This is a genomic window from Microbacterium sp. C5A9, from assembly GCF_022627955.1.
Lineage (GTDB): Bacteria > Actinomycetota > Actinomycetes > Actinomycetales > Microbacteriaceae > Microbacterium.
Genome location: NZ_JABXGD010000006.1, coordinates 210,219 through 231,144 on the forward strand (window position 1 = coordinate 210,219; position 20,926 = coordinate 231,144).

Annotated in this window: 20 protein-coding genes; 9 read left to right on the forward strand and 11 right to left on the reverse strand. The window is 69.6% G+C overall.

The window, feature by feature from the left end; genetic code table 11:
• The first annotated feature begins 7 nt into the window (after nucleotides 1–7).
• The 4 genes from HWD99_RS12915 to HWD99_RS12930 all read left to right on the forward strand — a co-directional run bounded on the left by HWD99_RS12915 (nucleotide 8) and on the right by HWD99_RS12930 (nucleotide 3,886).
• Nucleotides 8–766, forward strand: coding sequence for an alpha/beta fold hydrolase (locus tag HWD99_RS12915; RefSeq protein ID WP_241796662.1), 759 nt, complete (start codon nucleotides 8–10; stop codon nucleotides 764–766).
• Nucleotides 763–1,923, forward strand: coding sequence for an acyl-CoA dehydrogenase family protein (locus tag HWD99_RS12920; protein WP_241796663.1), 1,161 nt, complete (start codon nucleotides 763–765; stop codon nucleotides 1,921–1,923). Before HWD99_RS12915 ends, HWD99_RS12920 begins: the two co-directional genes overlap by 4 nt.
• 104 nt (nucleotides 1,924–2,027) lie before the next feature.
• On the forward strand, nucleotides 2,028–2,495 hold the full coding sequence (locus tag HWD99_RS12925; protein ID WP_194763655.1) for an Lrp/AsnC family transcriptional regulator: 468 nt from the start codon (nucleotides 2,028–2,030) through the stop codon (nucleotides 2,493–2,495).
• Entirely contained in the window at nucleotides 2,492–3,886 is a 1,395-nt protein-coding gene (locus HWD99_RS12930) for an aspartate aminotransferase family protein (RefSeq protein WP_241796664.1), read from the forward strand. Before HWD99_RS12925 ends, HWD99_RS12930 begins: the two co-directional genes overlap by 4 nt.
• A gap of 7 nt (nucleotides 3,887–3,893) precedes the next feature.
• Here HWD99_RS12930 and HWD99_RS12935 read toward each other — a convergent pair whose 3' ends face one another.
• The gene (locus HWD99_RS12935) at nucleotides 3,894–5,432 is read right to left on the reverse strand and encodes a PucR family transcriptional regulator (RefSeq protein ID WP_241796665.1); all 1,539 of its coding nucleotides are present in this window, start codon (nucleotides 5,430–5,432) and stop codon (nucleotides 3,894–3,896) included.
• A gap of 97 nt (nucleotides 5,433–5,529) precedes the next feature.
• Here HWD99_RS12935 and HWD99_RS12940 point away from each other — a divergent pair, with 97 nt between their 5' ends.
• Both HWD99_RS12940 and HWD99_RS12945 read left to right on the forward strand, forming a co-directional pair.
• Nucleotides 5,530–7,014 (forward strand): CoA-acylating methylmalonate-semialdehyde dehydrogenase, encoded by a 1,485-nt coding sequence (locus tag HWD99_RS12940; RefSeq protein WP_241796666.1) that lies wholly within the window; start codon nucleotides 5,530–5,532, stop codon nucleotides 7,012–7,014.
• A gap of 33 nt (nucleotides 7,015–7,047) precedes the next feature.
• The gene (locus HWD99_RS12945; protein ID WP_241796667.1) at nucleotides 7,048–8,436 is read left to right on the forward strand and encodes an aspartate aminotransferase family protein; all 1,389 of its coding nucleotides are present in this window, start codon (nucleotides 7,048–7,050) and stop codon (nucleotides 8,434–8,436) included.
• A gap of 22 nt (nucleotides 8,437–8,458) precedes the next feature.
• On the opposite strand, the gene HWD99_RS12950 is transcribed toward HWD99_RS12945, so the two are convergent.
• Genes HWD99_RS12950 through HWD99_RS12970 form a run of 5 tightly spaced genes read right to left on the reverse strand, consistent with a single transcriptional unit; the run spans nucleotide 8,459 to nucleotide 13,479 of the window.
• Nucleotides 8,459–9,187: a FadR/GntR family transcriptional regulator gene (locus HWD99_RS12950; RefSeq protein ID WP_241796668.1), complete on the reverse strand. Its 729-nt coding sequence runs from the start codon at nucleotides 9,185–9,187 to the stop codon at nucleotides 8,459–8,461.
• Nucleotides 9,188–9,221: 34 nt separating this feature from the next.
• Complete coding sequence (locus HWD99_RS12955) at nucleotides 9,222–10,001, reverse strand: 3-oxoacyl-ACP reductase (protein ID WP_241796669.1); 780 nt, start codon at nucleotides 9,999–10,001, stop codon at nucleotides 9,222–9,224.
• A gap of 31 nt (nucleotides 10,002–10,032) precedes the next feature.
• Nucleotides 10,033–11,394: an aldehyde dehydrogenase gene (locus tag HWD99_RS12960; RefSeq protein WP_241796670.1), complete on the reverse strand. Its 1,362-nt coding sequence runs from the start codon at nucleotides 11,392–11,394 to the stop codon at nucleotides 10,033–10,035.
• A complete protein-coding gene (locus tag HWD99_RS12965; protein ID WP_241796671.1) occupies nucleotides 11,391–12,143 on the reverse strand; it encodes a gamma-glutamyl-gamma-aminobutyrate hydrolase family protein in 753 nt (250 codons plus the stop codon). The genes HWD99_RS12960 and HWD99_RS12965 overlap by 4 nt, the downstream gene beginning before the upstream one ends.
• Nucleotides 12,124–13,479: a glutamine synthetase family protein gene (locus HWD99_RS12970; RefSeq protein ID WP_241796672.1), complete on the reverse strand. Its 1,356-nt coding sequence runs from the start codon at nucleotides 13,477–13,479 to the stop codon at nucleotides 12,124–12,126. Before HWD99_RS12970 ends, HWD99_RS12965 begins: the two co-directional genes overlap by 20 nt.
• 156 nt (nucleotides 13,480–13,635) lie before the next feature.
• Between HWD99_RS12970 and HWD99_RS12975 the strand changes: the two genes are divergently transcribed.
• Entirely contained in the window at nucleotides 13,636–15,183 is a 1,548-nt protein-coding gene (locus HWD99_RS12975) for an amino acid permease (RefSeq protein WP_241796673.1), read from the forward strand.
• Nucleotides 15,184–15,208: 25 nt separating this feature from the next.
• Here HWD99_RS12975 and HWD99_RS12980 read toward each other — a convergent pair whose 3' ends face one another.
• Nucleotides 15,209–15,481 carry a metal-sensitive transcriptional regulator gene (locus HWD99_RS12980; protein WP_194763659.1) on the reverse strand — a complete coding sequence of 91 codons (273 nt, stop codon included), beginning with the start codon at nucleotides 15,479–15,481 and terminating at the stop codon, nucleotides 15,209–15,211.
• Nucleotides 15,482–15,515: 34 nt separating this feature from the next.
• Here HWD99_RS12980 and HWD99_RS12985 point away from each other — a divergent pair, with 34 nt between their 5' ends.
• Complete coding sequence (locus HWD99_RS12985) at nucleotides 15,516–16,793, forward strand: DUF445 domain-containing protein (protein WP_241796674.1); 1,278 nt, start codon at nucleotides 15,516–15,518, stop codon at nucleotides 16,791–16,793.
• 48 nt (nucleotides 16,794–16,841) lie between these two features.
• On the opposite strand, the gene HWD99_RS12990 is transcribed toward HWD99_RS12985, so the two are convergent.
• Together HWD99_RS12990 and HWD99_RS12995 are read right to left on the reverse strand one after the other, a co-directional pair.
• Entirely contained in the window at nucleotides 16,842–17,231 is a 390-nt protein-coding gene (locus HWD99_RS12990; protein WP_241796675.1) for a hypothetical protein, read from the reverse strand.
• A 24-nt stretch (nucleotides 17,232–17,255) separates the two neighbouring features.
• Nucleotides 17,256–17,834, reverse strand: a complete 579-nt coding sequence (locus HWD99_RS12995; protein ID WP_241796676.1) for a TetR/AcrR family transcriptional regulator — start codon at nucleotides 17,832–17,834, stop codon at nucleotides 17,256–17,258.
• Between the two features lie 59 nt (nucleotides 17,835–17,893).
• Between HWD99_RS12995 and HWD99_RS13000 the strand changes: the two genes are divergently transcribed.
• Nucleotides 17,894–18,715 (forward strand): SDR family NAD(P)-dependent oxidoreductase, encoded by an 822-nt coding sequence (locus HWD99_RS13000; protein ID WP_241796677.1) that lies wholly within the window; start codon nucleotides 17,894–17,896, stop codon nucleotides 18,713–18,715.
• Between the two features lie 73 nt (nucleotides 18,716–18,788).
• On the opposite strand, the gene HWD99_RS13005 is transcribed toward HWD99_RS13000, so the two are convergent.
• Both HWD99_RS13005 and HWD99_RS13010 read right to left on the reverse strand, forming a co-directional pair.
• Complete coding sequence (locus HWD99_RS13005) at nucleotides 18,789–19,850, reverse strand: hypothetical protein (protein ID WP_241796678.1); 1,062 nt, start codon at nucleotides 19,848–19,850, stop codon at nucleotides 18,789–18,791.
• A 25-nt stretch (nucleotides 19,851–19,875) separates the two neighbouring features.
• Entirely contained in the window at nucleotides 19,876–20,919 is a 1,044-nt protein-coding gene (locus HWD99_RS13010; RefSeq protein WP_241796679.1) for a Gfo/Idh/MocA family protein, read from the reverse strand.
• Nucleotides 20,920–20,926: the final 7 nt, after the last annotated feature.

Here is a 20,926-nt window from a genome sequence, read left to right on the forward strand (position 1 = left end):
TGAGATCATGCCTGCACCGCTCACGCTCCCCCGCCTGTCGTGGGGCGACCCGTCGTCGGAACGCCGCGCCCTCCTCGTGCACGGACTCGGTTCGTCCGGTGCGCTGATGTGGCGCCTCGGCGCCGCTCTGGCGGATGCCGGCTGGCACGCGACCGCGATCGACCTGCGCGGCCACGGCGACGCACCGCGCGCCCTCGACTACTCGGTCGCCGCGTACGGTGCCGACCTCGTCGCGACGCTGCCCGACGGCGGCGGGCCGTGGGATGCCGTCGTCGGACACTCGCTCGGCGGCGCCGCCAGCACGGTGGCGGCCGCAGCCGCTCCCGAGTGGACGCGCCGTCTCGTCCTCCTCGACCCGGCCATCCTCATCGACGGCCGCGACGCCGCGATCGTGCGCAAGAGCCAGGAGCGCGCGTTCGCCGACAACAGGATCGAGCTGGTGCAGCAGGAGCACCCGCACTGGCATCCGCAGGATTGGGAGCTCAAGGTCGACGCCGTGCACCGCACGAGCGCCTGGGCGGTCGAGCAGACGAGTCGGCAGAACACGCCGTGGGACGTCACGGCGGATGCCGCCCGGCTGACCGTCCCCACGGGTGTGATCGCCTCGGATCCCGCGGTCTACAGCATCTTCACCGGCGATGTCGCGGCCGGCGTGCTCGCATCGAATCCGCTCATCACGATGTCGGTGGTCGCGGGATCAGGGCACTCGCTGCACCGCGACAAGCCCGAGGAGACCATCCGACAGCTGGAAGAGGCACTCGCATGAGCACGTTCGACCCGACCGCCTTCCTGCCCGACGACCTGCTGGATCGCATCCGCGACCGGGCGCCGATCCACGACCGCGACAACACCTTCCCCGAGCAGGACCTCGACGAGCTCCGTGCCGCGGGCTACCTCTCGATCCTCGTGCCGACCGAGCGCGGCGGCGCGGGGCTCGGCCTCGCCGAGGCGGCGATCCTGCAGCAGCGCCTGGCGACCGCCGCCCCCGCGACGGCCCTCGCCATCAACATGCACCTCGTCTGGACCGGCGTCGCCAAGGTCTTCTCCGATCGCGGCGTGCCCGGCCTCGAGTTCGTGCAGGACGGTGCCGTCGCCGGCGAGGTCTTCGCGTTCGGCATCAGCGAGGGCGGCAACGACCTCGTGCTGTTCGGCAGCGACACGGATGCCGTGCCCACAGCCGACGGCGGGTACGCGTTCACCGGCACCAAGATCTTCACCTCGCTCGCCCCCGTCTGGACGAAGCTCGGGCTGCACGGCCTCGACATGACGAGCCCCGACGCGCCGAAGCTCGTGTTCGCCTTCGTCGAGCGCACGGATGCCGTCGTCACCGGCGACGACTGGGACACCCTCGGCATGCGCGGCACCCAGAGCCGGACGACGCGCCTGAACGGAGCCACCGCTGACGCCGCGCACGTCGTGCGCCGCATCGACCCGGGCCCGAACCCCGACCCCATCGTCTTCGGCATCTTCTCGGTGTTCGAGATCCTGCTCGCCTCGGTCTACACCGGCATCGCTCGGCGCGCCCTCGATCTCGCGGTCGAGACCGCACAGAAGCGCCGCTCGAAGAAGACCGGTGCCGCGTACAGCCAGGACCCCGACATCCGCTGGCGCATCGCCGACATGGGCCTCGCGTACGACGCTCTCCCCCCGCAGATCGCCGCGCTCGCCCGCGACGTCGACGAGCGGGTCGACAACGGCGCCCGCTGGTTCACGCTGCTCTCGGGCGTCAAGCACCGGGCGATCACGATGTCGAAGCACGTCGTCGACCAGGCGATGCTCGTCGCCGGCGGCGGCTCCTACTTCTCGTCGAACGAACTCTCGAGGCTGTATCGCGATGTGCTCGCGGGGGCGTTCCACCCGTCGGACCCGGAATCGGCGCATGCGACCGCGGCGAGCGCCTGGCTGGGACCGCTCGACGCCTGACCACGATTCGACGACTAGCCGATATTCTGCGATTTCACCTTCGATGATGTGTGAATCGTGCGAAATCGGTTGAAGAGTCCTCTCTGCGATGCGAAGATCGCATCATGCCGTCCTCGAAGAAGCACCCGCCCCTGGATGACGTCGCGAAGACGATCATCGAGTTGCTCCAGGAGGACGGCCGACGGTCGTACTCCGACATCGGACGCGAGGTGGGCCTGAGCGAGGCCGCCGTCCGGCAGCGGGTGCAGCGCCTCACCGAGTCAGGCGTGATGCAGATCGTCGCGGTCACCGACCCGATGCAGCTGGGCTTCCCGCGGCAGGCCATGATCGGCATCCGCGTCTCGGGTGACACCCGGGTGGTCGCCGAGGCCATCGCCGAGATCCCCGCGATCGACTACGTCGTGATCACGGTCGGGTCCTTCGACATCCTCGCCGAGGTCGTCTGCGAAGACGACGAAGACCTCCTCGCCCTGATCAACGACCGTATCCGCCCGATCGACGGAGTGCTGTCGACCGAGACCTTCATCTACGCCAAGCTGCAGAAGCAGCTCTACAACTGGGGGACCAGATGAGCACGCACCGCACGACACCGTCCGAGACCGAGCTCCAGGCGATGGCCAAAGACCATCTGTGGATGCACTTCACGCGCCAGTCCACGATGGAGAAGAGCGGCGTGCCGATCATCGTCAAGGGCGACGGCCACCGCATCTGGGATTCGAAGGGCAAGGAGTACTTCGACGGGCTCGCCGGGCTCTTCGTCGTGAACGCCGGGCACGGACGCCGCCGCCTCGCCGAGGCCGCGGCGACGCAGGCATCCGAGCTCTCCTTCTTCCCCCTCTGGTCGTACGCGCACCCCGCGGCCATCGAGCTCGCCGACCGCCTCGCCGACGAGGCGCCGGGTGACCTCAACCGCGTGTTCTTCTCCACCGGCGGCGGAGAGGCGGTCGAGACCGCCTTCAAGCTCGCGAAGCACTACTGGAAGCTGCAGGGCAAGCCCACCAAGCACAAGGTGATCTCGCGCTCGGTCGCCTATCACGGCACCCCGCAGGGCGCTCTCGCGATCACCGGCATCCCGGCGATGAAGTCGATGTTCGAACCGGTGACCCCCGGCGGCTTCCGCGTGCCGAACACCAACTTCTACCGCGCGGCCGAGATGGGTGGGCCCAGCGACGACCTCGAGGCGTTCGGCCGGTGGGCCGCCGACCGCATCGAGGAGATGATCCTGTTCGAGGGCGCAGACACCGTCGCCGCGGTCTTCCTCGAGCCGGTGCAGAACTCGGGCGGATGCTTCCCACCGCCTCCCGGCTACTTCGCCCGGGTGCGCGAGATCTGCGACCGCCACGACGTGCTGCTCGTCTCGGATGAGGTCATCTGCGCGTTCGGTCGACTCGGCCACACGTTCGCGTGCACCGGCCTCGGCTACGTGCCCGACATGATCACGTGCGCCAAGGGCATGACGAGCGGCTACTCGCCGATCGGCGCGACGGTCATCAGCGACCGGATCTACGAGCCCTTCTCGAAGGGCGACGTCTCGTTCCCGCACGGCTACACGTTCGGCGGGCATCCGGTCTCGGCGGCGGTCGCGCTCGAGAACCTCGCCATCTTCGACGAGGAGGGGCTCAACGCGCATGTGCGCGAGAACTCGCCGCTGTTCCGCGCCGAGCTCGAGACCCTGCTCGATCTGCCCATCGTCGGCGACGTGCGCGGCGACGGCTACTTCTTCGGCATCGAGCTGGTGAAGGACAAGGGCACGAGGGAGACGTTCGACGACGACGAGTCCGAACGGCTGCTGCGCGGCTTCCTCTCGCCCGCCCTGTTCGAGGCCGGGCTCTACTGCCGCGCCGACGACCGCGGCGACCCCGTGATCCAGCTCGCACCGCCGCTCACGATCGGCCCCGCCGAGTTCCGCGAGATCGGCCAGATCCTGCGCAGCGTGCTCTCCGACGCGCAGTCGGTTCTCTAGACCGCCCTCAGCCGGATGCCGCGGTGCGCCGCCTCGCGAGAAGTGCGAGGTGCAGCGCCGCGATCGTCTCGCCGTCGTCGAGGTCGGCACCCAGCAGGTCGCCGATCAGCGTGAGGCGCTGGTAGAACACCGACCGGGAGAGATGGCTCGCGGCGGCCGCGGCCGAGCGATTGCCCGGATGCGCCACGAGAGCCGCGAGCACATCGAGCAGGTCGCCTCGACGCTCGCGGTCATGACGGATCAGGGGCGCCAGCATCCGCTGGCTGTGCTCGTGCAATCGGTGATCGTCGCGCAGGGTCGCGACCAGCCGTTCCAGAGGCCGGTCGCCGACACGGCGCACCCTGGCCCCGACATCCGCCCTGTCGCTGTCGGCGAGGTCGCGCGCCGCCCGCAGAGAGGCGAGGAGACCGATCACGTCGTCGGCGGCGGGCCCGACGAAGACCGCTCGGTCGGGGCCGGCGATGCGCAGCAGCACGTCGTCGGAGAGCACGGCGGATGCCGGCACGGACAGCAGCGCGACATCGTCGCCGTCGACGCGCGCGGCCATCACGGCGCACCCCGCCTGCCGAGCCCGATAGGCGAGCTCGCTGACCGACGCGTTGCCTCGCGCGACGACACCGTGACAGTGACGCCCCGCCAGAGCGAACCCTCCGGCCCGCAGCCGCGCATCGATGTCCTCGGCTCGGGCGAACCGCGCCCCGAGGAGATCGTCGACCACAGCCCGTTGCGCGAGGAGCGACCATTCGGCGTCGCCGCCGTCGGCGATGCACCCGAACGCGAGAGCTGTGGCGCCCTGTTCGAGCACCGTGACCCGCCCGGCAGGATGGACAGGGCCTGTCAGGGCGAGGAGAGTCCCCCAGCGCACTCCCCTGGCCTGCACGGGAGCCTGCTCGGCGGCACCACGACCCTCGAGAACCTCGGCGATCGGCGCCCCGAGCCCCTCCACGGCGATCACCTCGCCCGCGAGGTTCTCGAGCACGACCGGGGCACCGAGGGCGCGGGCCGTCTCCGACACCACGACGTCGGCCGGAGCCCCCTGCAGGCTCAGGGTCGTGAACAGCTCGTGCAGGTGCTGCCGCTGCCGCAGCGCGTCGGTCTGCGCCGCGATCAGCGCATGGTGCACGGCCTCGGTCACGGCGACGAACTTGACCTCGCGGGTGAGAGCGATGAGGGCCAGCCCCACCGTGGCGCAGACCTCGACGACCGTCTGAGGCACGGCCTGACGCGCCGTCTTCAGCTCGAACACGATCCCGGCGATGCCCGCCCGATGCAGGCTCGACGCGAAGTCCCGCAGCTCGGCATCACCATCCGGCCACCCCGCCCCGGTGGTCAGCAGCAACTCGCCGCCGTCGAGCAGCCGGGCGACGCCGACACTGTCGGAGACGTGCACCCACCGCACGGGGGCATCGAGTGCGGCGCCGCCGACCAGGACATCCGGCTCGCCCTGCTGCACCGCAGACTCGGCCAGCACGTCCGCGACGCTCAGGAACACCGCGCCGGTCAGACGATCTGTCCGGCTACGGACGATCTCGCTACGTTCTGACACCTGGAAGGCCCCTCGCGCTCTGTGATCATGGGAGGAAGAAAGCGTATCGCCACTCGGTCAGAGTGTTCGATACGGATCCCACACCCGAAGGAGTCCCGTGGACATCGTCCGTCACCTCATCAACGGAGTAGAGACCGCCGACGCGGCGCGCACGGGACAGGTCTTCGACCCGGCCACCGGGCAGGTCTCGAAGCAGGTCGCGTTCGCGTCGACCGCCGAGGTCGATCAGGCGATCGCCGCCGCGGCATCCGCCCTGCCCGCCTGGCGCGAGACGAGCCTCATCAAGCGCGCCGACGTGTTCTTCCGTCTGCGCCAGCTGCTCAAGGAGCGCACGCCCGAACTCGCCGCGATCGTCACCTCCGAGCACGGCAAGGTGCTCTCGGACGCCGCGGGCGAGGTCTCGCGCGGCATCGAGAACGTCGAGTTCGCCGCCGGCCTCGTGCATCTGCTCAAGGGCGAGCGCAGCGAGCAGGTCTCGCGGGGTGTCGACGTGCACTCGGTCAAGCAGCCGGTCGGCGTGGTGGCTGCGATCACCCCCTTCAACTTCCCCGTCATGGTGCCCCTGTGGATGGTCGCCTCAGCCATCGCGTGCGGCAACACGGTGGTGCTCAAGCCGAGCGAGAAAGACCCGTCGGCCTCGGTCTGGCTCGCGAAGCTCTTCCAGGAGGCGGGTCTTCCCGACGGCGTGCTCAACGTCGTGCACGGCGACAAGGAGGCCGTCGACGCGCTGCTCGAGTCGCCGCGCGTGAACGCGATCAGCTTCGTCGGCTCGACGCCGATCGCCCGCTCGATCTATCAGCGCGCATCGAACGCCGGCAAGCGCGTGCAGGCACTCGGCGGCGCGAAGAACCACATGGTCGTGATGCCGGATGCCGACATCGACGCCGCCGCCGACGCCGCGGTCTCGGCCGCCTACGGGTCGGCCGGCGAGCGCTGCATGGCCGTGTCGGTGCTGGTCGCGGTCGGCGACATCGCCGACGACCTGGTCACAGCGATCGCCTCGCGCATCGAGGGCCTCACGATCGGCGCCGGCACGGATGCCGCGAGCGAGATGGGTCCGCTCATCACCCGCGAGCACCGCGACCGCGTCGCGTCGTACGTGACGGGCGCCGAGGCCGAGGGTGCGACGGTCGTGGTCGACGGCACGACGAAGGAGTTCGACTCGGAGGGCTTCTTCATCGGAGTCAGCCTGGTCGATCAGGTCGCCCCGGGGATGAAGGTCTACGACGACGAGATCTTCGGGCCGGTGCTCTCCGTGGTCCGCGTCGAGACGTATGCCGAGGCCGTCGAGCTCGTCAACGCGAACGCCTACGGCAACGGCACGGCGATCTTCACGCGTGACGGCGGCACCGCGCGTCAGTACGAGTTCGACATCGAGGTCGGCATGGTGGGCGTGAACGTGCCGATCCCCGTGCCGATCGGCGCCTATTCGTTCGGCGGCTGGAAGGACTCGCTGTTCGGCGACTCGCACATCTACGGCCCCGAGTCGGTGCACTTCTACACTCGGTCGAAGGTGGTCACCACGCGCTGGCCCGACCACACGCCCTCGCAGATCGACCTGGGCTTCCCGAGCAACCACTGAGACGCTGAGACGCTGAGAGCTGAGACACGAGACATGACGAACTACACCGACCGCCATGGTGCATCCCACCCACTCCCCGCTCCCGAGGCCGAGGCGCAGGTGCGGGCGGATGACCGCGGCCACGTGTTCCACTCGTGGAGCGCGCAGGGCCTGATCGATCCGCTGCCGGTGGCGGCGGGCGAGGGCTCGACGTTCTGGGACTACGCCGGAAACGCCTACCTCGACTTCTCGAGCCAGCTGGTCAACCTGAACCTCGGGCACCAGCATCCCGACCTCGTGGCGGCGATCCAGCAGCAGGCCGGGCGCCTCGCGACCATCCAGCCGGCGATGGCGAACGACGTACGAGGCGAGCTCGCCCGGCTCATCGTCGAGGTCGCGCCCGAGGGCTTCGAGAAGGTCTTCTTCACGAACGGCGGCGCCGAGGCCAACGAGTATGCGGTGCGCATGGCGCGTCAGTCGACGGGGCGCCACAAGGTGCTGTCGATGTACCGCAGCTACCACGGGTCCACCTCCACCGCGATCTCGCTCACCGGCGACCCCCGCCGGTGGGCGAACGGCACGCCCGACTCGGGGGCCGTGCGGTTCTTCGGCCCCTACCTCTACCGCTCGCCGTTCCACGCCGAGACGCCCGAGCAGGAGTCCGAGCGGGCGCTCGCCCACCTCGAGCAGACGATCCAGCTCGAGGGCCCCGCGACCATCGCCGCGATCATCATCGAGACCGTCGTCGGCACGAACGGCGTGCTCGTGCCGCCGCCCGGCTACCTGCAGGGCGTGCGAGAGCTGTGCGATCGCTACGGCATCGTGTACATCGCCGACGAGGTCATGGTCGGCTTCGGCCGGCTCGGCGAGTGGTTCGGCATCGACGCGTACGACGGGCGGCCCGACCTGATCACCTTCGCCAAGGGCGTGAACTCGGGGTACGTGCCCCTCGGAGGCGTGGTCATCTCCGAGCGCATCGCGAAGGCCTTCGAGACCACGCCGTTCGCCGGCGGGCTGACGTACTCGGGGCATCCGCTCGCCTGCGCCGCGGGCGTCGCGACCTTCGAGGTGTTCCGCCGAGACGGCATCCTCGAGCGCGTGCGCGACCTGGGTGAGCGCATCGTCGAGCCGACGCTGCGCCGCTGGGTCGAGACCCACCCGAGCGTGGGAGAGGTGCGGGGCCGCGGCCTGTTCTGGGCGGTCGAGCTCGTGCGCGACACGGAGACGCGCGAGCCGCTCGTGCCGTTCAACGCGACCGGAGCGGATGCCGCGCCGGTCGCCGCCTTCGCCGCCGCCGCGAAGAAGGGCGGTGTCTGGCCGTTCACGCACTTCAACCGCATGCACGTCGCTCCGCCGCTCGTCATCAGCGAGGACGACCTGGTGCGCGGTCTCGCCGTGCTCGACGAGGCTCTCGCCGTCGCCGACGAGGCAGCCACGAACTGAGAGTGCTGCCGCTGCGCGGCTTCTAGATCAGGAAGCCGCGCAGCAGCGCCTCGGAACCGGCGAGGTGATCGCGCATCGCGGCCTCGGCGACGTCGGGGCGCCCGGCGAGGATCGCGGTGACGATGCGCTCGTGCTGCTCGCCCGAGTGCTGGATGTTCCGCGGCATCAGGGGGAAGGTGTCGAGCCACGCGTTGACGTCGGCCCGGTTCTCGGCCACGAGCGCCACGAGCGACGGGATGCCGGCGGCCTCGGCGATCGCGAGGTGCAGCAGGGTGTCGAGTCGGCGATACTCCTCGGGTCCGGCCGGCAGCGCGGCTTCGTGCCGCGTCCACAGGTCGGCACGCGTGGCGGCATCCAGCGTCCGGCTCGCGGCCGCCCGCACGGCGCCGGTCTCGAGCACGACTCGCAGACCGAGCACGTCATCGACCTGGGCCGAGGTCACGGCTCCGGCATCCGAGGGCTGCGGCAGCGGATCGGCGACAAAGGTGCCGCCGTACCGTCCGCGCTTGGGCACCAGGTACCCGGTGTCCGCGAGCTCGCGGATCGCCTCGCGCACGGTGTCGCGACTCACGCCGAACGATGCCGCGAGCTCGCGCTCCGGCGGCAGCGACTCCCCCGGCGCGACGACGCCGAGGCGGATGGTCTGCACGAGACGGGCGACCGCATCCTCCAGCGCGTTGCCGCGGCGCAGCGGCCGGTAGACCGCCCGGCGCACCGCGACGAGATCGCCGTCGGAAGGGTGCTCGCTCATGCGTCTCAGCCTGTCACAGCGACATGATCCCGCTTCACAGCGGGGTGACGTAGGCGTTGGTGATGCCGCCGTCGACGACGAAGGCACTGGCGGTGATGAACGACGAGTCGTCCGAGGCGAGGAAGGCCACGGCCGCCGCCAGCTCCGACGGTTCGGCGAAGCGCCCCATCGGCACGTGCACCAGGCGGCGCTGCGCGCGCTCGGGGTCCTTCGCGAACAGCTCCTGCAGCAGCGGGGTGTTGACGGGTCCGGGGCATAGGGCGTTCACGCGCACCCCCTGCCGGGCGAACTGCACGCCGAGCTCGCGCGACATCGCGAGCACACCGCCCTTCGAGGCGGTGTAGCTGATCTGCGAGGTCGCCGACCCCAGCAGCGCGACGAACGAGGCGGTGTTGATGATCGATCCCCGGCCCGCAGGCACCATGTGGCGGAGGGCCGCACGGCTGCACAGATAGACGCTCTTGAGGTTGACGTCCTGCACCCGGTCCCACGCGGGCAGCTCGGTCGTCTCGATCGAGTCGTCGTCGGCGGGTGAGATGCCCGCGTTGTTGAACGCGATGTCGATGCGGCCGAACTCCTCGGCGACGCTGTCGAAGAGCGCATTGACCTTGCCCTCGTCGGCGACGTCGACCGGACGGAACGCGCCACCCACCTCGGCCGCGGCCTTCTCCCCCGTGGCGGGGTCCACGTCGGCGATGACGACGAACGCCCCCTCGGCGGCGAAGCGCTGGGCGGTGGCGAAGCCGATGCCGCTCGCGCCACCCGTGATGATGGCGACGCGGTCCTTGAGGCGCTGGGTCAGATCGATGCTCATGTGTGTTCTCCGTTGCAGGGTGGGAAGCGGGTCAGGATTCGTCGGTCGCGAAGAAGACGTTCTTCGTCTCGGTGAAGTGCTCGGCGGCGTCCGGGCCGAGCTCGCGCCCGAGGCCGGACGCCTTCATGCCGCCGAACGGTGTCGCGTATCGCACCGACGAGTGCGAGTTCACCGAGAGCACGCCGCTCTGCACGCCACGCGAGACGCGCACCGCGCGGCCGAGACTCTCGGTCCAGATCGAGCCCGCGAGACCGTAGGCGGTGTCGTTCGCGAGACGGATCGCATCGGCCTCATCGTCGAAGGGCATGACCGCGACGACCGGGCCGAACACCTCCTGCTGGGCGATGCGGTCGGACGGGTCTGCGAGCACCACGGCAGGAGCGAACCAGAATCCGTCGCCCTGCGGAGCACTTCCTCGGAACGCGATGTTCGCGTCGTCGAGGAACCCCGACACGGTGTCGCGGTGCCCAGCCGAGATGAGTGGTCCCATGTCGGTGTCGGCACTCGACGGATCGCCCACCCGCCAGGCGGCGACGGCGGGCTCGAGCAGTTCGAGGAACCGGTCGTACACCGACCGCTGCACGAGCAGCCGACTGCGGGCACAGCAGTCCTGACCCGCGTTGTCGAACACCGAGCCCGGCACCGCGGCGGCCGCCTTCTCGAGGTCGGCGTCTGCGAAGACGATGTTGGCACTCTTGCCGCCGAGTTCGAGGGTGACGGGCTTGAGCGCGCGGGCGCATCCGGCGGCGACTTCGATCCCGACCTCGGTCGATCCGGTGAACACCACCTTGCGGACATCCGGATGCTCGACGAGCCGCTGCCCGACGACCGACCCCGACCCGGTGACGACCTCGAAAAGCCCGTCAGGCAACCCGGCCTCGAGGGCGAGCTCTCCGAGGCGGATGGCCGTCAGAGGCGTGAGCTCGGCGGGCTTCAGCACCACGGCATTGCCTGCGGCGAGCGCCGGGGCGAACGCCCACGCGGCGATCGTCATCGGGAAGTTCCAGGGCACGATGACCCCGACCACGCCGTAGGGATCGTGGAACGTGACATCGAGTCCGCCCGCGACCGGGATCTGCCGCCCCGAGAGCCGTTCGGGGTCGGCCGAGTAGTAGTTGAGCACCTGGGCGACGTGGCCGGCCTCCCACCGAGCGGAGCCGATCGGATGGCCGGAGTTGAGCACCTCCAGCTGGGCGAGCTCTTCCGCCGCGGCCTCGACCGTGCGGGCGAACGCACGCAGCGCATCGGCCCGCGCGACGGGGGCGAGCGACGCCCAACGTCGCTGCGCCACGACGGCGCGCGCGATCGCGGCATCCGTCTCTCCGATGTCGGCGCGTGCGATCTCGCGGATCGCCGCCCCGGTCGACGGGTTGATGACTGTGAACGCGCTCATCGGGCGTCCTCCTTCCGCCGTGCGGCGAACGCACGGGCCTGTGAGACGAGATCGACGAAGAGACGCCGGTCTTCGGCGTTCTCCTCGGGGTGCCATTGGACGCCGACGATGTGGCCGGCCGAGGTGTCGACGACGGCCTGCACGAGACCGTCGTCGGAGTGCGCCGCGGCGACGAGGCCGTCGCCGAGACGGCCGACGCCCTGATGGTGGTAGCTGTGCACGCGCATCTCGGTCTCGCCGATGATGTCGGCGAGCGGGGTGTCGGTCGACACCTCGACGTCGTTCTCGGCGAAGACGCCGCCACCGATGCGGTACTTCTCGGTGCCGAGGGATTCGGGCAGATGCTGCTGCAGGGTGCCGCCCCGGGCGACGTTCACCAGCTGCAGGCCCCGGCAGATCGCGAGCACGGGGATGCCACGGCGCTCCGCCGCCTGGAACAGGGCGAGCTCCCACGCGTCGCGGTCGACACGGGCGGGGTCGGTGAGCGGATGCCGGTCCTCGCCGTACAGTTCGGGTGCGACATCCGCGCCGCCGGAGAGCACGAGCCCGTGCATGCCTGAGATCGCCGCGTCGGCGGCATCCGGATCCTGGGGCGGAAGAAGCAGCGCGATGCCGCCGACCGAGGTCACGCTCGTGAGGTACTGCTCGGGCAGGAACGCCGCCCGCACATCCCACACCCCCTGCTGCGCGCGCTCGAGGTACGTGGTGACGCCGATCAGCGGCGCGGGATCAGAGGCGCTCGAAGCCACGGATGCGCTCCCAGTCGGTCACGGCCGCGTCGTAGGCCTCGACCTCGATGCGGGCCTGGTTCAGATAGTGCTCGACCACGTCGTCGCCGAACGCGGCCCGCGCGACGGTCGACTCGCTGAAGAGCTTCGCGGCCTCGCGCAGGGTCGTCGGCAGGTGGTCGACACCCGCCTCGTACGCGTTGCCGGTGAAGCGTTCGGGCAGCGGCAGCTCGTTCTCGATGCCGTACAGGCCGCCCGCGATGATCGCCGAGATGGCGAGATAGGGGTTCACGTCTCCCCCGGGCACCCGGTTCTCGACGCGCAGCCCCGAGCCAGACCCGACCACGCGCAGCGCGCATGTGCGGTTGTCGATGCCCCACGCGACTCCGGTCGGGGCGAAGCTACCCTTCGCGAAGCGCTTGTAGGAGTTGATGTTCGGTGCGAGCAGCAGAGTGAACTCGCGGAGCGTGGCGAGGATGCCGGCGATCCAGTGCTCCATGACCGGGCTGAAACCGTGCTCGCCGTCTCCCGCCATGACGGGAGCGCCGGAGTCGTCGCGCAGCGAGAGGTGGATGTGACAGCTGTTGCCCTCGCGCTCGTTGAACTTGGCCATGAAGGTGAGCGCCTGGCCGTGCTGCTCGGCGATCTCCTTCGCCCCGTTCTTGTAGATCGCATGCTGGTCGGCGGTCTCGCGCACCTCCGCATAGCGGAACGCGATCTCCTGCTGACCGAAATTGCATTCGCCCTTCACGCCCTCGCAGTAGAGTCCCGCACCGTCCATGCTGTTGCGGATGTCCCGCAGCAGAGGCTCCATGCGCGTCGAGGCGAGCAGGTTGTAGTCGACGTTGTAGTCGGTCGCGGGCGTCAGCCCCTCGTACTTGCGGGCCCACGCGTCGCGGTAGGTGTTGTCGAACACGATGAACTCGAGCTCCGTGCCCGAGTAGGCGGTCCAGCCGCGCTCGGCGAGACGGTCGCGCTGCCGGTCGAGGATCGCACGCGGCGACGGACCCACCGGCTCGCCGTTCTGCCAGACGAGGTCGGCCATCACGAGAGCCGTGCCGTCGAGCCACGGGATGTTGCGCAGCGTCTCGACGTCGGGCTTGAGCACCATGTCGCCGTAGCCGCGGTCCCAGCCCGACATCGCGTAGCCGTCGACCGTGTTCATGTCGACATCGACCGACAGCAGGTAGTCGCAGGCCTCGGCCCCGTGAGCCAGGATGTCCTCCTGGAACAGCCGCGCCGACACGCGTTTGCCGACCAGTCGTCCCTGCGCATCCGCGAAGGCCACGATCACCGTGTCGATCTCGCCGGCGGCGATGCCGGCATCCAGCTGTTCGATGCTCAGGTTGCCCGACATCTGACGCTCCGTTCTCGTGCGGTGAAGCGATCGGCCGACCGGCTTCGCCCTCAGAGTAGATCACCTTCGCGTTTAAAGGTAGACGAAACCACCATTGACTGTCACAATCATCCGCAAGGTGCACCCGGTGCCTGCACGCATGCGAACGGAGAGCGGATGTCCCAGCAGAGCAATGAATCCCGCAAGGTCGCCGGAGCGACCTATACACGCGCCGGGAGTGAGTATTTCGAGAAACGCACGCTGAAGAGGTCGGCCGGAGTCTGGGGTCTGTGGGGCCTCGCGGTCGCCGCGGTGATCTCGGGCGACTTCTCGGGCTGGAACTTCGGCATCGACTTCGCGGGCTTCGGCGGGATGCTCATCGCCTTCGCCATCCTCGTCGCCATGTACTACGGCATGATCTTCGCCATCGGCGAGATGGCGGCCGCGATGCCGCACACCGGAGGGGCGTACTCGTTCGCCCGCTCGGCCATGGGCCCGTGGGGCGGCCTCGTCACCGGAGCGGCCGAGACCATCGAGTACGTCGCGACCACGGCGGTGATCGTCTACTTCTCGGCGTCGTATGCCAACGGCATCACGAGCGAGCTGCTGGGCCTCGAGCTGCCCGGCTGGGCCTGGTATCTCATCCTCTACGTCGTCTTCATCGCCCTGAACTCGGCGGGCGCCGCGATCTCGTTCCGCTTCGCGATCGTCGTCTCGGTGATCTCGATCGGCATCATCCTGGTGTTTTCGGCGATGGCGCTCTTCTCAGGCGCATTCTCCTGGGATGCCCTGTGGGACATCGTCCCCGACGAGGGCCAGACCGCGTTCCTCCCGCACGGCGTCCTGCCGATCCTGTTCGCCCTGCCGTTCGCGATGTGGTTCTTCCTGGGCATCGAGGAGCTGCCGCTCGCCGCCGAGGAGTCGCACAACCCGACCCGCGACATCCCGAAGGCGGGCTTCTGGGCCCGCGGCACGCTCATCGTGACCGGCCTCCTGGTGCTGTTCCTCAACACCGGCGTGATCGGCGCCGAGGCCACCGGCACCGCGGGCGAGCCGCTGCTCGACGGCTTCCGCGCGATCGTGGGCGACCAGCTCGCCGCCGTGCTCGCACTCTTCGCGCTCATCGGCCTCCTCGCCTCACTGCAGGGCATCATGTTCGCCTACGGACGCAACATGTACTCGCTGTCGCGGGCCGGGTACTACCCGCGGTTCCTCTCGCTCACCGGCAAGCGGCAGACGCCGTGGGTCGCCCTCACGGTCGGTGCCGCCATCGGCTTCGTCGCCCTGATCGTCCTCGACGTGCTCACCGCCGTCGACTCCGAGGGTGCGGGCACCGTGGCCGGCGCGATCGTGCTGAACATCGCCGTCTGGGGAGCCGTCGTCGCCTACGGGCTGCAGCTCGTGTCGTTCATCATCCTGCGCAAGAAGTTCCCGAACGTCGACCGGCCGTACGTCAGCCCGTGGGGCATCCCCGGTGCCGTGATCGCCCTCGTGATCGCCGCACTGATCTTCGTGGGCTTCCTGCTGAACCCGACGTTCGGCCCCGCGATCATCGCGATCGCGATCGTCTACGCGATCATCCTGCTCGGCTTCGGACTGTTCTTCCGGCACCGCCTCGTGCTCTCCCCCGAGGAGGAGTACGCGCTGTCGGGCGGTTCGCACGGCGACCCGCAGGCCGAGGGATACGACGCCATGGAGGGCGAGGTCTTCGACCCGAAGCGGTGACGCGGGAGGAGCGCGACCGGCGACCCTACTTGCGGTCGAAGTCGAACGCCTTGAGCAGTTCGTCGACGGCCTTGTCGCGCTCCTCTCCGCCCTCCTCGAACATGTGCGTCACGTGCGTGCGCAGATGATTCTCGAGCAGCAGGCGGTTCAGAGACTCGAGCGAGCGCTGGATCGCCCGGGACTGCGTGATGATGTCCATGCAGTACTCCTCGTTCTCGATCATCCGCGCGACGCCGCGCATCTGGCCCTCGAGGATGCTGGTGCGGTGCAGCGCGCGCTTCTTGATGTCTTCGATCACGCTTCGAGGGTAACCCGCGTGAAAGGATGACGTCATGCCGCGAACCCCGATGGCGCTCCTGTCGCCCGCAGACCAGGTGCGACTGCGCGCCCTCCGTCGCATGAAGGCGGTGGCACTCGGCGCCCTGATCTTCATGGCGGTCGTGTTCGTGATCGCCTTCGCCTTCCAGGAGAGGCAGCCGTGGCTGGCCTACGTCCGCGCCGCGGCCGAAGGCGGCATGGTCGGCGCCCTCGCCGACTGGTTCGCGGTGACCGCGCTCTTCCGCCGGCCGCTGGGCCTGCCGATCCCCCACACCGCGATCATCCCGAACCGCAAGGACGAGATCGGGCGCACGCTCGGCGAGTTCGTCGAGACGAACTTCCTCGAGGCGAGCGTCGTGCGCACCAAGCTCGCGAGCACCGCCATCGCGAAGCGCGCCGGCGAATGGCTGCGCGAACCCGCCCATGCCGACCGCGTCGCGGCCGAGGGCGCGACGATCGCCACCGCGGTGCTCAACGCACTGAGCGATGACGACGTGCGCGACCTCATCACCGACCTCGCCCGTGAGCACCTCGTCTCTCCCGAGTGGGGCCCGCCAGCGGGCGCCTGGCTCGAGAAGATCGTCGAGGCCGACGCGCATCACGGCGCGGTCGACCTCGCCGCCGACAGCATCGCCCGCTGGCTCGACGCGAATGCCGCATCGTTCTCCGGACTCATCTCGCGCAGGCTCCCGGGCTGGGTGCCGAAACTCGCTCACCGGTTCGTCGACGACACCGCCTATAACGAGGCCGTGAAGTTCGTGCGCGCCGTGCAGGCCGACCCGCAGCATCCGGCTCGTCTGGCCGTCGACGGCTACCTCGCCCGACTGGCCGACAGCCTGCAGAACGACCCGGCGACCCGCGCGAAGCTCGAGAACGCCAAGGCCTCGCTCTTCGACAGTCCCCGCGTGGGTGCCCTCGCCGCCGAGGCGTGGAACACAGCCAAGAACGGACTGCTCACCGCCCTCGCCGACCCCGAGAGCGGACTGCGTGTGCGCGCGGCTCAGGCGCTGCAGGAGGTCGGCGACCGACTCACGACGGATGCCGCTTTGCAGCACCGTGTCGACACGTGGGTGTCGGATGCCGCGGTCTTCTTCGTCGACCGCTACCGCCACGACATCGCCTCGATCATCACCGACACGGTCGAACGCTGGGACCCGGTGGAGACCACCGAGAAGATCGAGCTCATGGTCGGACGCGACCTGCAGTACATCCGCCTGAACGGCACGTTCGTCGGGGCGCTCGCGGGCCTCGCGATCTTCACGATCGCGCACCTGCTCATCCCCGGGGTCTGAGCCTCCCGCAGCGTCGGCGGTGCGCGGCTCGCGCGTCGCCGCCCGAGGTCAGACGAACAGCGGCAGGAACGAGATGAGGAGACCGATCACGCCGACGCTCGCGAAGACGATTCCCAGCGTCATCAGAACTCGGCGGAAGTGCGGGGGTTCTCCCACGCGTGCACGAGCAGGGTCGTTCGCACTGACGACCCCCACGGTCCACTCTGCTTCCGGCGGCACGGGCTCTCCGCGCCGCAACGGCCTCTCATGGAAGTCGCCCCCGGCGAACCAACGCGCGAACACCGAGCCGTCGCGTTCGATGATGGCGATCTCGATGCTCCGCCACGGACCCTCGATCGATCCGATCAGCAGGCCGAGGAGGAGCAGCGGCAGGCCGATGCCCAGGCCGATCCACGACAGCACCTCGCCGACGAGCGCCAGGGTGTCGAGGGTCTGCATGTCTTCATCGTAGAGAAGGAGAGATCATCCTTCGCGACGAGGGAGGCCCGGCGTCGCGGCGTGCTCCGCCAGTCGGACGATGCGCTCGACGTGAGCCGTCACCCACGCCTCGCAGAAAGGGCGGCTCCGAAGCAACCAGCGGTGGAAGATCGGCGCGACGAACAGTTCCGCGACGTCGTCGGGCGCAGCGACGTCGGCCCGTCGGAATCGATCGACGATCGCGCTCTGCTGCGGAACCAGCAGCAGCTCGCGGAATCGGTCGGCCAGTCCGTCATCGGCTTGCAGCTCGGCGGTGACCGCACGGAGGAGCCGCTCGTGGGCAGGATCCGTGAGTTCGGCGATCATCCCCGTCGCCAGTGCTCGAAGGTCGTTCGAGAGGTCTCCCGAGTCCGGCACCGCCACCTCGCCTCCCGCATCGACGCTGCGCGCGAGCAGAGCATCGAAAAGGATCGACCCCGTCGAGTCCCACGACCGGTAGAGCGTCTGCTTGCTGACTCCGGCCCTCGCGGCGATGCCCTCCATCGTGACCGCGCCGAGCCCACTCTCGTGTGCGAGCGACAGCACGGCCGCGTGCACCTTGGAGCGAGTACTTTCACGGGCCATGCGCACAACGATAGTCGATCAAACGAGACGGAGCGTCCAGTTCGAGGTACGATCGCCGGATGACATCACCTCAGATCTGGATCATCACCGGAGCCGGCCGAGGCCTCGGACGCGCACTGACCCACGCTGCCCTCGATGCCGGCCACGTCGTGGTGGCGACTGTCCGCGGCGACCACGACCTCCCCGATGACGACCGCCTGACGATCCTGACCCTCGACGTGCGCGACCGCGGGGCCGCCCACGATGCCGTTCGGATCACCGCCGACCGATTCGGGCGCATCGATGTGCTCGTCAACAACGCGGGCTACGGACTGATCGGCGCGGTCGAGGAAGCATCGGAAGAGGATGCGCGGGCGATCGTCGACACGAATCTGCTCGGCCCCCTGTGGCTCAGCCAGGCCGTCATCCCGATCATGCGTCGTCAGGGCAGCGGGCACGTCGTGCAGATCTCGACGGTCGGAGCTGTCGGAACGATGCCGATGCTGGGTCTCTACAACTCGACGAAGTGGGGGCTGGAGGGGTTCAGCGAGGCCATGGCCGCCGAGGTCGATCGATTCGGCATCCGCGTGTCCCTGATCGAGCCCGGCGCGCTCGACACGGCGTGGTCCGGGAAGAGTATGCGGTTCGCCTCCCCCGAGCCGGTCTACGACGATCACCGCACCGAGCTGTTCGGCACCACGGAGGTACCGTGGCCGGCGGGCGAACCGGCAGGCGGCACTGCACCGGAGGAAGCCGCCGCGGCGATCCTCGATCATGTCGCCGCCGCCGATGACCGACGCCTTCGTGTGCTCATCGGCGATGATGCTCCCGGGCAGGTCGCCGCGGCCCTCGATCTCCGGCGGCAGGACTATGCGCGGGATCCCCGGTTTCCGGCCGTGTGACGGGGAACGCCCCCTCCGGGCGACGTGACCGAGTGACGCCGCGGTGAGAGGACACCCGCGATGCAGGGTGTGATCATGAGCCGTCGGTCGCCGTCCACGTCATCCTGTCGCCACTGTCGACGAACTGCCACTGCTGCCGCGGTCCCTCCCACTCCCGCGCGGCGTCGGTGAGCCAGACCGTGGAATCGGGCGCCCATCCGGCGATCACGGTCGCACGGTCGTCGTCGACCTCGATCAGCCTCGTCGCCGCCGAGAGATACCCGAGGGTCGTGAGGTGCACGGCGTCCCACCGCTGCGCGACGCTCTCCCAATCGGGGATGATCCATCTGCCGGTGCGTCCTGTGACCCGGAACCAGTCGTGGCGACGCGAGGCGGTCACGTCCATCGGGTGCTGGCGGCACAGCTCGGCCCAGTCCTCCGCCGAGCCCACCTCGAGGATCCGCCCCGTCCCTCGCACGGGGATGACGGTGGCGACCTCCCAGCCGAGGGAGTCCTCGACGTACTCGAGCGCGTCCCGCACCTGCGCTCGCGTCGTGAGGAGCTCCCCCGGGACCGACCACCATGCTCCCGAGAAGTTCGCGCTCGGGTCCTCGGGGCGATCGTGCACCGCCCGCTGCTCCTCCTCGCGCTGATCGCCGGCCCACCTCGCGAGCACGCCGGCCGGGTCGCGTTCGATCGGGGCGCTGTCCGACTCCGGGCGCCAATCGACCGCCCACTGCGTCGTGGTGAACGGCGCGGTCAGCTCCGGCATCGCCGCGACCAACCGCTCGGCGACGGGGCGCAGCGCCTCTCTCACCTCCGGCAGTGCGGCCACGAGGTCCTCGCCGTCCGGCTCCTGCCAGTACCGTGCACGGTCGACCGACTCGCCCATGGCGTCTCTGACGGCCTCGTCCGAGATCGGCACCGTCAGGTCGACGCGACGGATCAGCTCAGCAACCTCGGCTTCGGTGACGGTGGGATCCTCGACGACCTCGGCATCCTCACCGCCGATGCGGATGATCGTGCCCGGACTCGGATCGAGCTCGTGGCCGAGCCAGAACACGGCCGACATCACGGCGTCGTCGGCGTTGGTCAGGACAGCGAGGCACAGGCGGCGCCCCCGGGGTCCTCGCAGGAGTTCGTCGGAGAGGGTCATGATGAACGCCGTGTATCAGGGATGCTCAGGCGCTCGTCGACGCGTCCGCGCTGATCGCGGCCCGCGCGACGTCGATCACGTGCATCACGCCGACGACATCATCGTGCGTGTGCACCGGGGATTCCACGCGCCCCTCGGCGACGTACGAAGCCAGAGCCGTCGCCTGGTATCCGAGTCCGTCGTGCACGGCCTCGAATCGGCTGTCGGTGAACGTCGTGGTCTCGGAGGATCCGACCCCGCCGATGGTCACGCTGATCGACGACGGGCCGAAGAACGGGCTGCCGATCTCGATGCGGCCGGATGAGCCGAGCACGGCGGCCGTCACGGGAAGTGCCGTCTGCAGCGAGGTGCTGGCGAACGCCCGAGCGCCGGAGGCGTAGGACAGCAGCAGGTCGGCGCGCACGTCGACACCGCCGGGGCCGCTGTCGCCCCTGGTCACGATCTCGGTCGGAGCGCCGAGCACGGAGGCCGCGAACGAGAGCGGATACACCCCGGCGTCGAGGAGCGCCCCTCCGCCGAGCTCCGGGTTCCAGAGCCGGTGCTCCGGCAGGTACGGCATCGTGAATCCGAAGTCGGCCGTGACGAGCCGCACGTCGCCGATCGCGCCGTCGGCGAGCACCCTCCGCATCACGTCGGACTGCGGCAGGTACCGGGTCCACATGGCCTCCATGACGAGCACCCCCGCGGCCCGACCCGCGTCGGTGATCTCGCGCGCCTCATCCGCCGACATGGCGATGGGCTTCTCGATGAGCACGTGCTTGCCGGCGGCGATGGCCGCCAGTGCCTGGTCGCGGTGCAGCGGGTGCGGGGTGGCGACGTAGACGACGTCGACCTCGGGATCGGCGACGAGCGCCTCGATGCTCGGCAGCACCCGCGCGATGCCGTGCTCGGCGGCGAACGCCTCGGTCTTGGCCCGGTCGCGGGCGGTGACGGCGACCGCGCGCTGCGCGGTGTGGGCGTGGATCGCGTGCACGAACTTCCCGGCGATGCCCGTGCCGATCACACCCCAGCGGAGCGCGGGTACGGCGGTGGGGTCCGGCAGGGACGGAGCGGGGAGCGTCAGCGACATCGATGAG

What these genes read in the sequence shown, in the direction of transcription:
- HWD99_RS12975 (WP_241796673.1), top strand. Translation starts at nt 13,636, where the DNA reads ATGTCCCAGCAGAGCAATGAATCCCGCAAGGTCGCCGGAGCGACCTAT.
- HWD99_RS13010 (WP_241796679.1), bottom strand. Translation starts at nt 20,919, where the DNA reads ATGTCGCTGACGCTCCCCGCTCCGTCCCTGCCGGACCCCACCGCCGTA.
- HWD99_RS12945 (WP_241796667.1), top strand. Translation starts at nt 7,048, where the DNA reads ATGACGAACTACACCGACCGCCATGGTGCATCCCACCCACTCCCCGCT.
- HWD99_RS12970 (WP_241796672.1), bottom strand. Translation starts at nt 13,479, where the DNA reads ATGTCGGGCAACCTGAGCATCGAACAGCTGGATGCCGGCATCGCCGCC.
- HWD99_RS13000 (WP_241796677.1), top strand. Translation starts at nt 17,894, where the DNA reads ATGACATCACCTCAGATCTGGATCATCACCGGAGCCGGCCGAGGCCTC.
- HWD99_RS13005 (WP_241796678.1), bottom strand. Translation starts at nt 19,850, where the DNA reads ATGACCCTCTCCGACGAACTCCTGCGAGGACCCCGGGGGCGCCGCCTG.
- HWD99_RS12925 (WP_194763655.1), top strand. Translation starts at nt 2,028, where the DNA reads ATGCCGTCCTCGAAGAAGCACCCGCCCCTGGATGACGTCGCGAAGACG.
- HWD99_RS12960 (WP_241796670.1), bottom strand. Translation starts at nt 11,394, where the DNA reads ATGAGCGCGTTCACAGTCATCAACCCGTCGACCGGGGCGGCGATCCGC.
- HWD99_RS12990 (WP_241796675.1), bottom strand. Translation starts at nt 17,231, where the DNA reads ATGCAGACCCTCGACACCCTGGCGCTCGTCGGCGAGGTGCTGTCGTGG.
- HWD99_RS12930 (WP_241796664.1), top strand. Translation starts at nt 2,492, where the DNA reads ATGAGCACGCACCGCACGACACCGTCCGAGACCGAGCTCCAGGCGATG.
- HWD99_RS12955 (WP_241796669.1), bottom strand. Translation starts at nt 10,001, where the DNA reads ATGAGCATCGATCTGACCCAGCGCCTCAAGGACCGCGTCGCCATCATC.
- HWD99_RS12950 (WP_241796668.1), bottom strand. Translation starts at nt 9,187, where the DNA reads ATGAGCGAGCACCCTTCCGACGGCGATCTCGTCGCGGTGCGCCGGGCG.
- HWD99_RS12995 (WP_241796676.1), bottom strand. Translation starts at nt 17,834, where the DNA reads ATGGCCCGTGAAAGTACTCGCTCCAAGGTGCACGCGGCCGTGCTGTCG.
- HWD99_RS12920 (WP_241796663.1), top strand. Translation starts at nt 763, where the DNA reads ATGAGCACGTTCGACCCGACCGCCTTCCTGCCCGACGACCTGCTGGAT.
- HWD99_RS12985 (WP_241796674.1), top strand. Translation starts at nt 15,516, where the DNA reads ATGCCGCGAACCCCGATGGCGCTCCTGTCGCCCGCAGACCAGGTGCGA.
- HWD99_RS12915 (WP_241796662.1), top strand. Translation starts at nt 8, where the DNA reads ATGCCTGCACCGCTCACGCTCCCCCGCCTGTCGTGGGGCGACCCGTCG.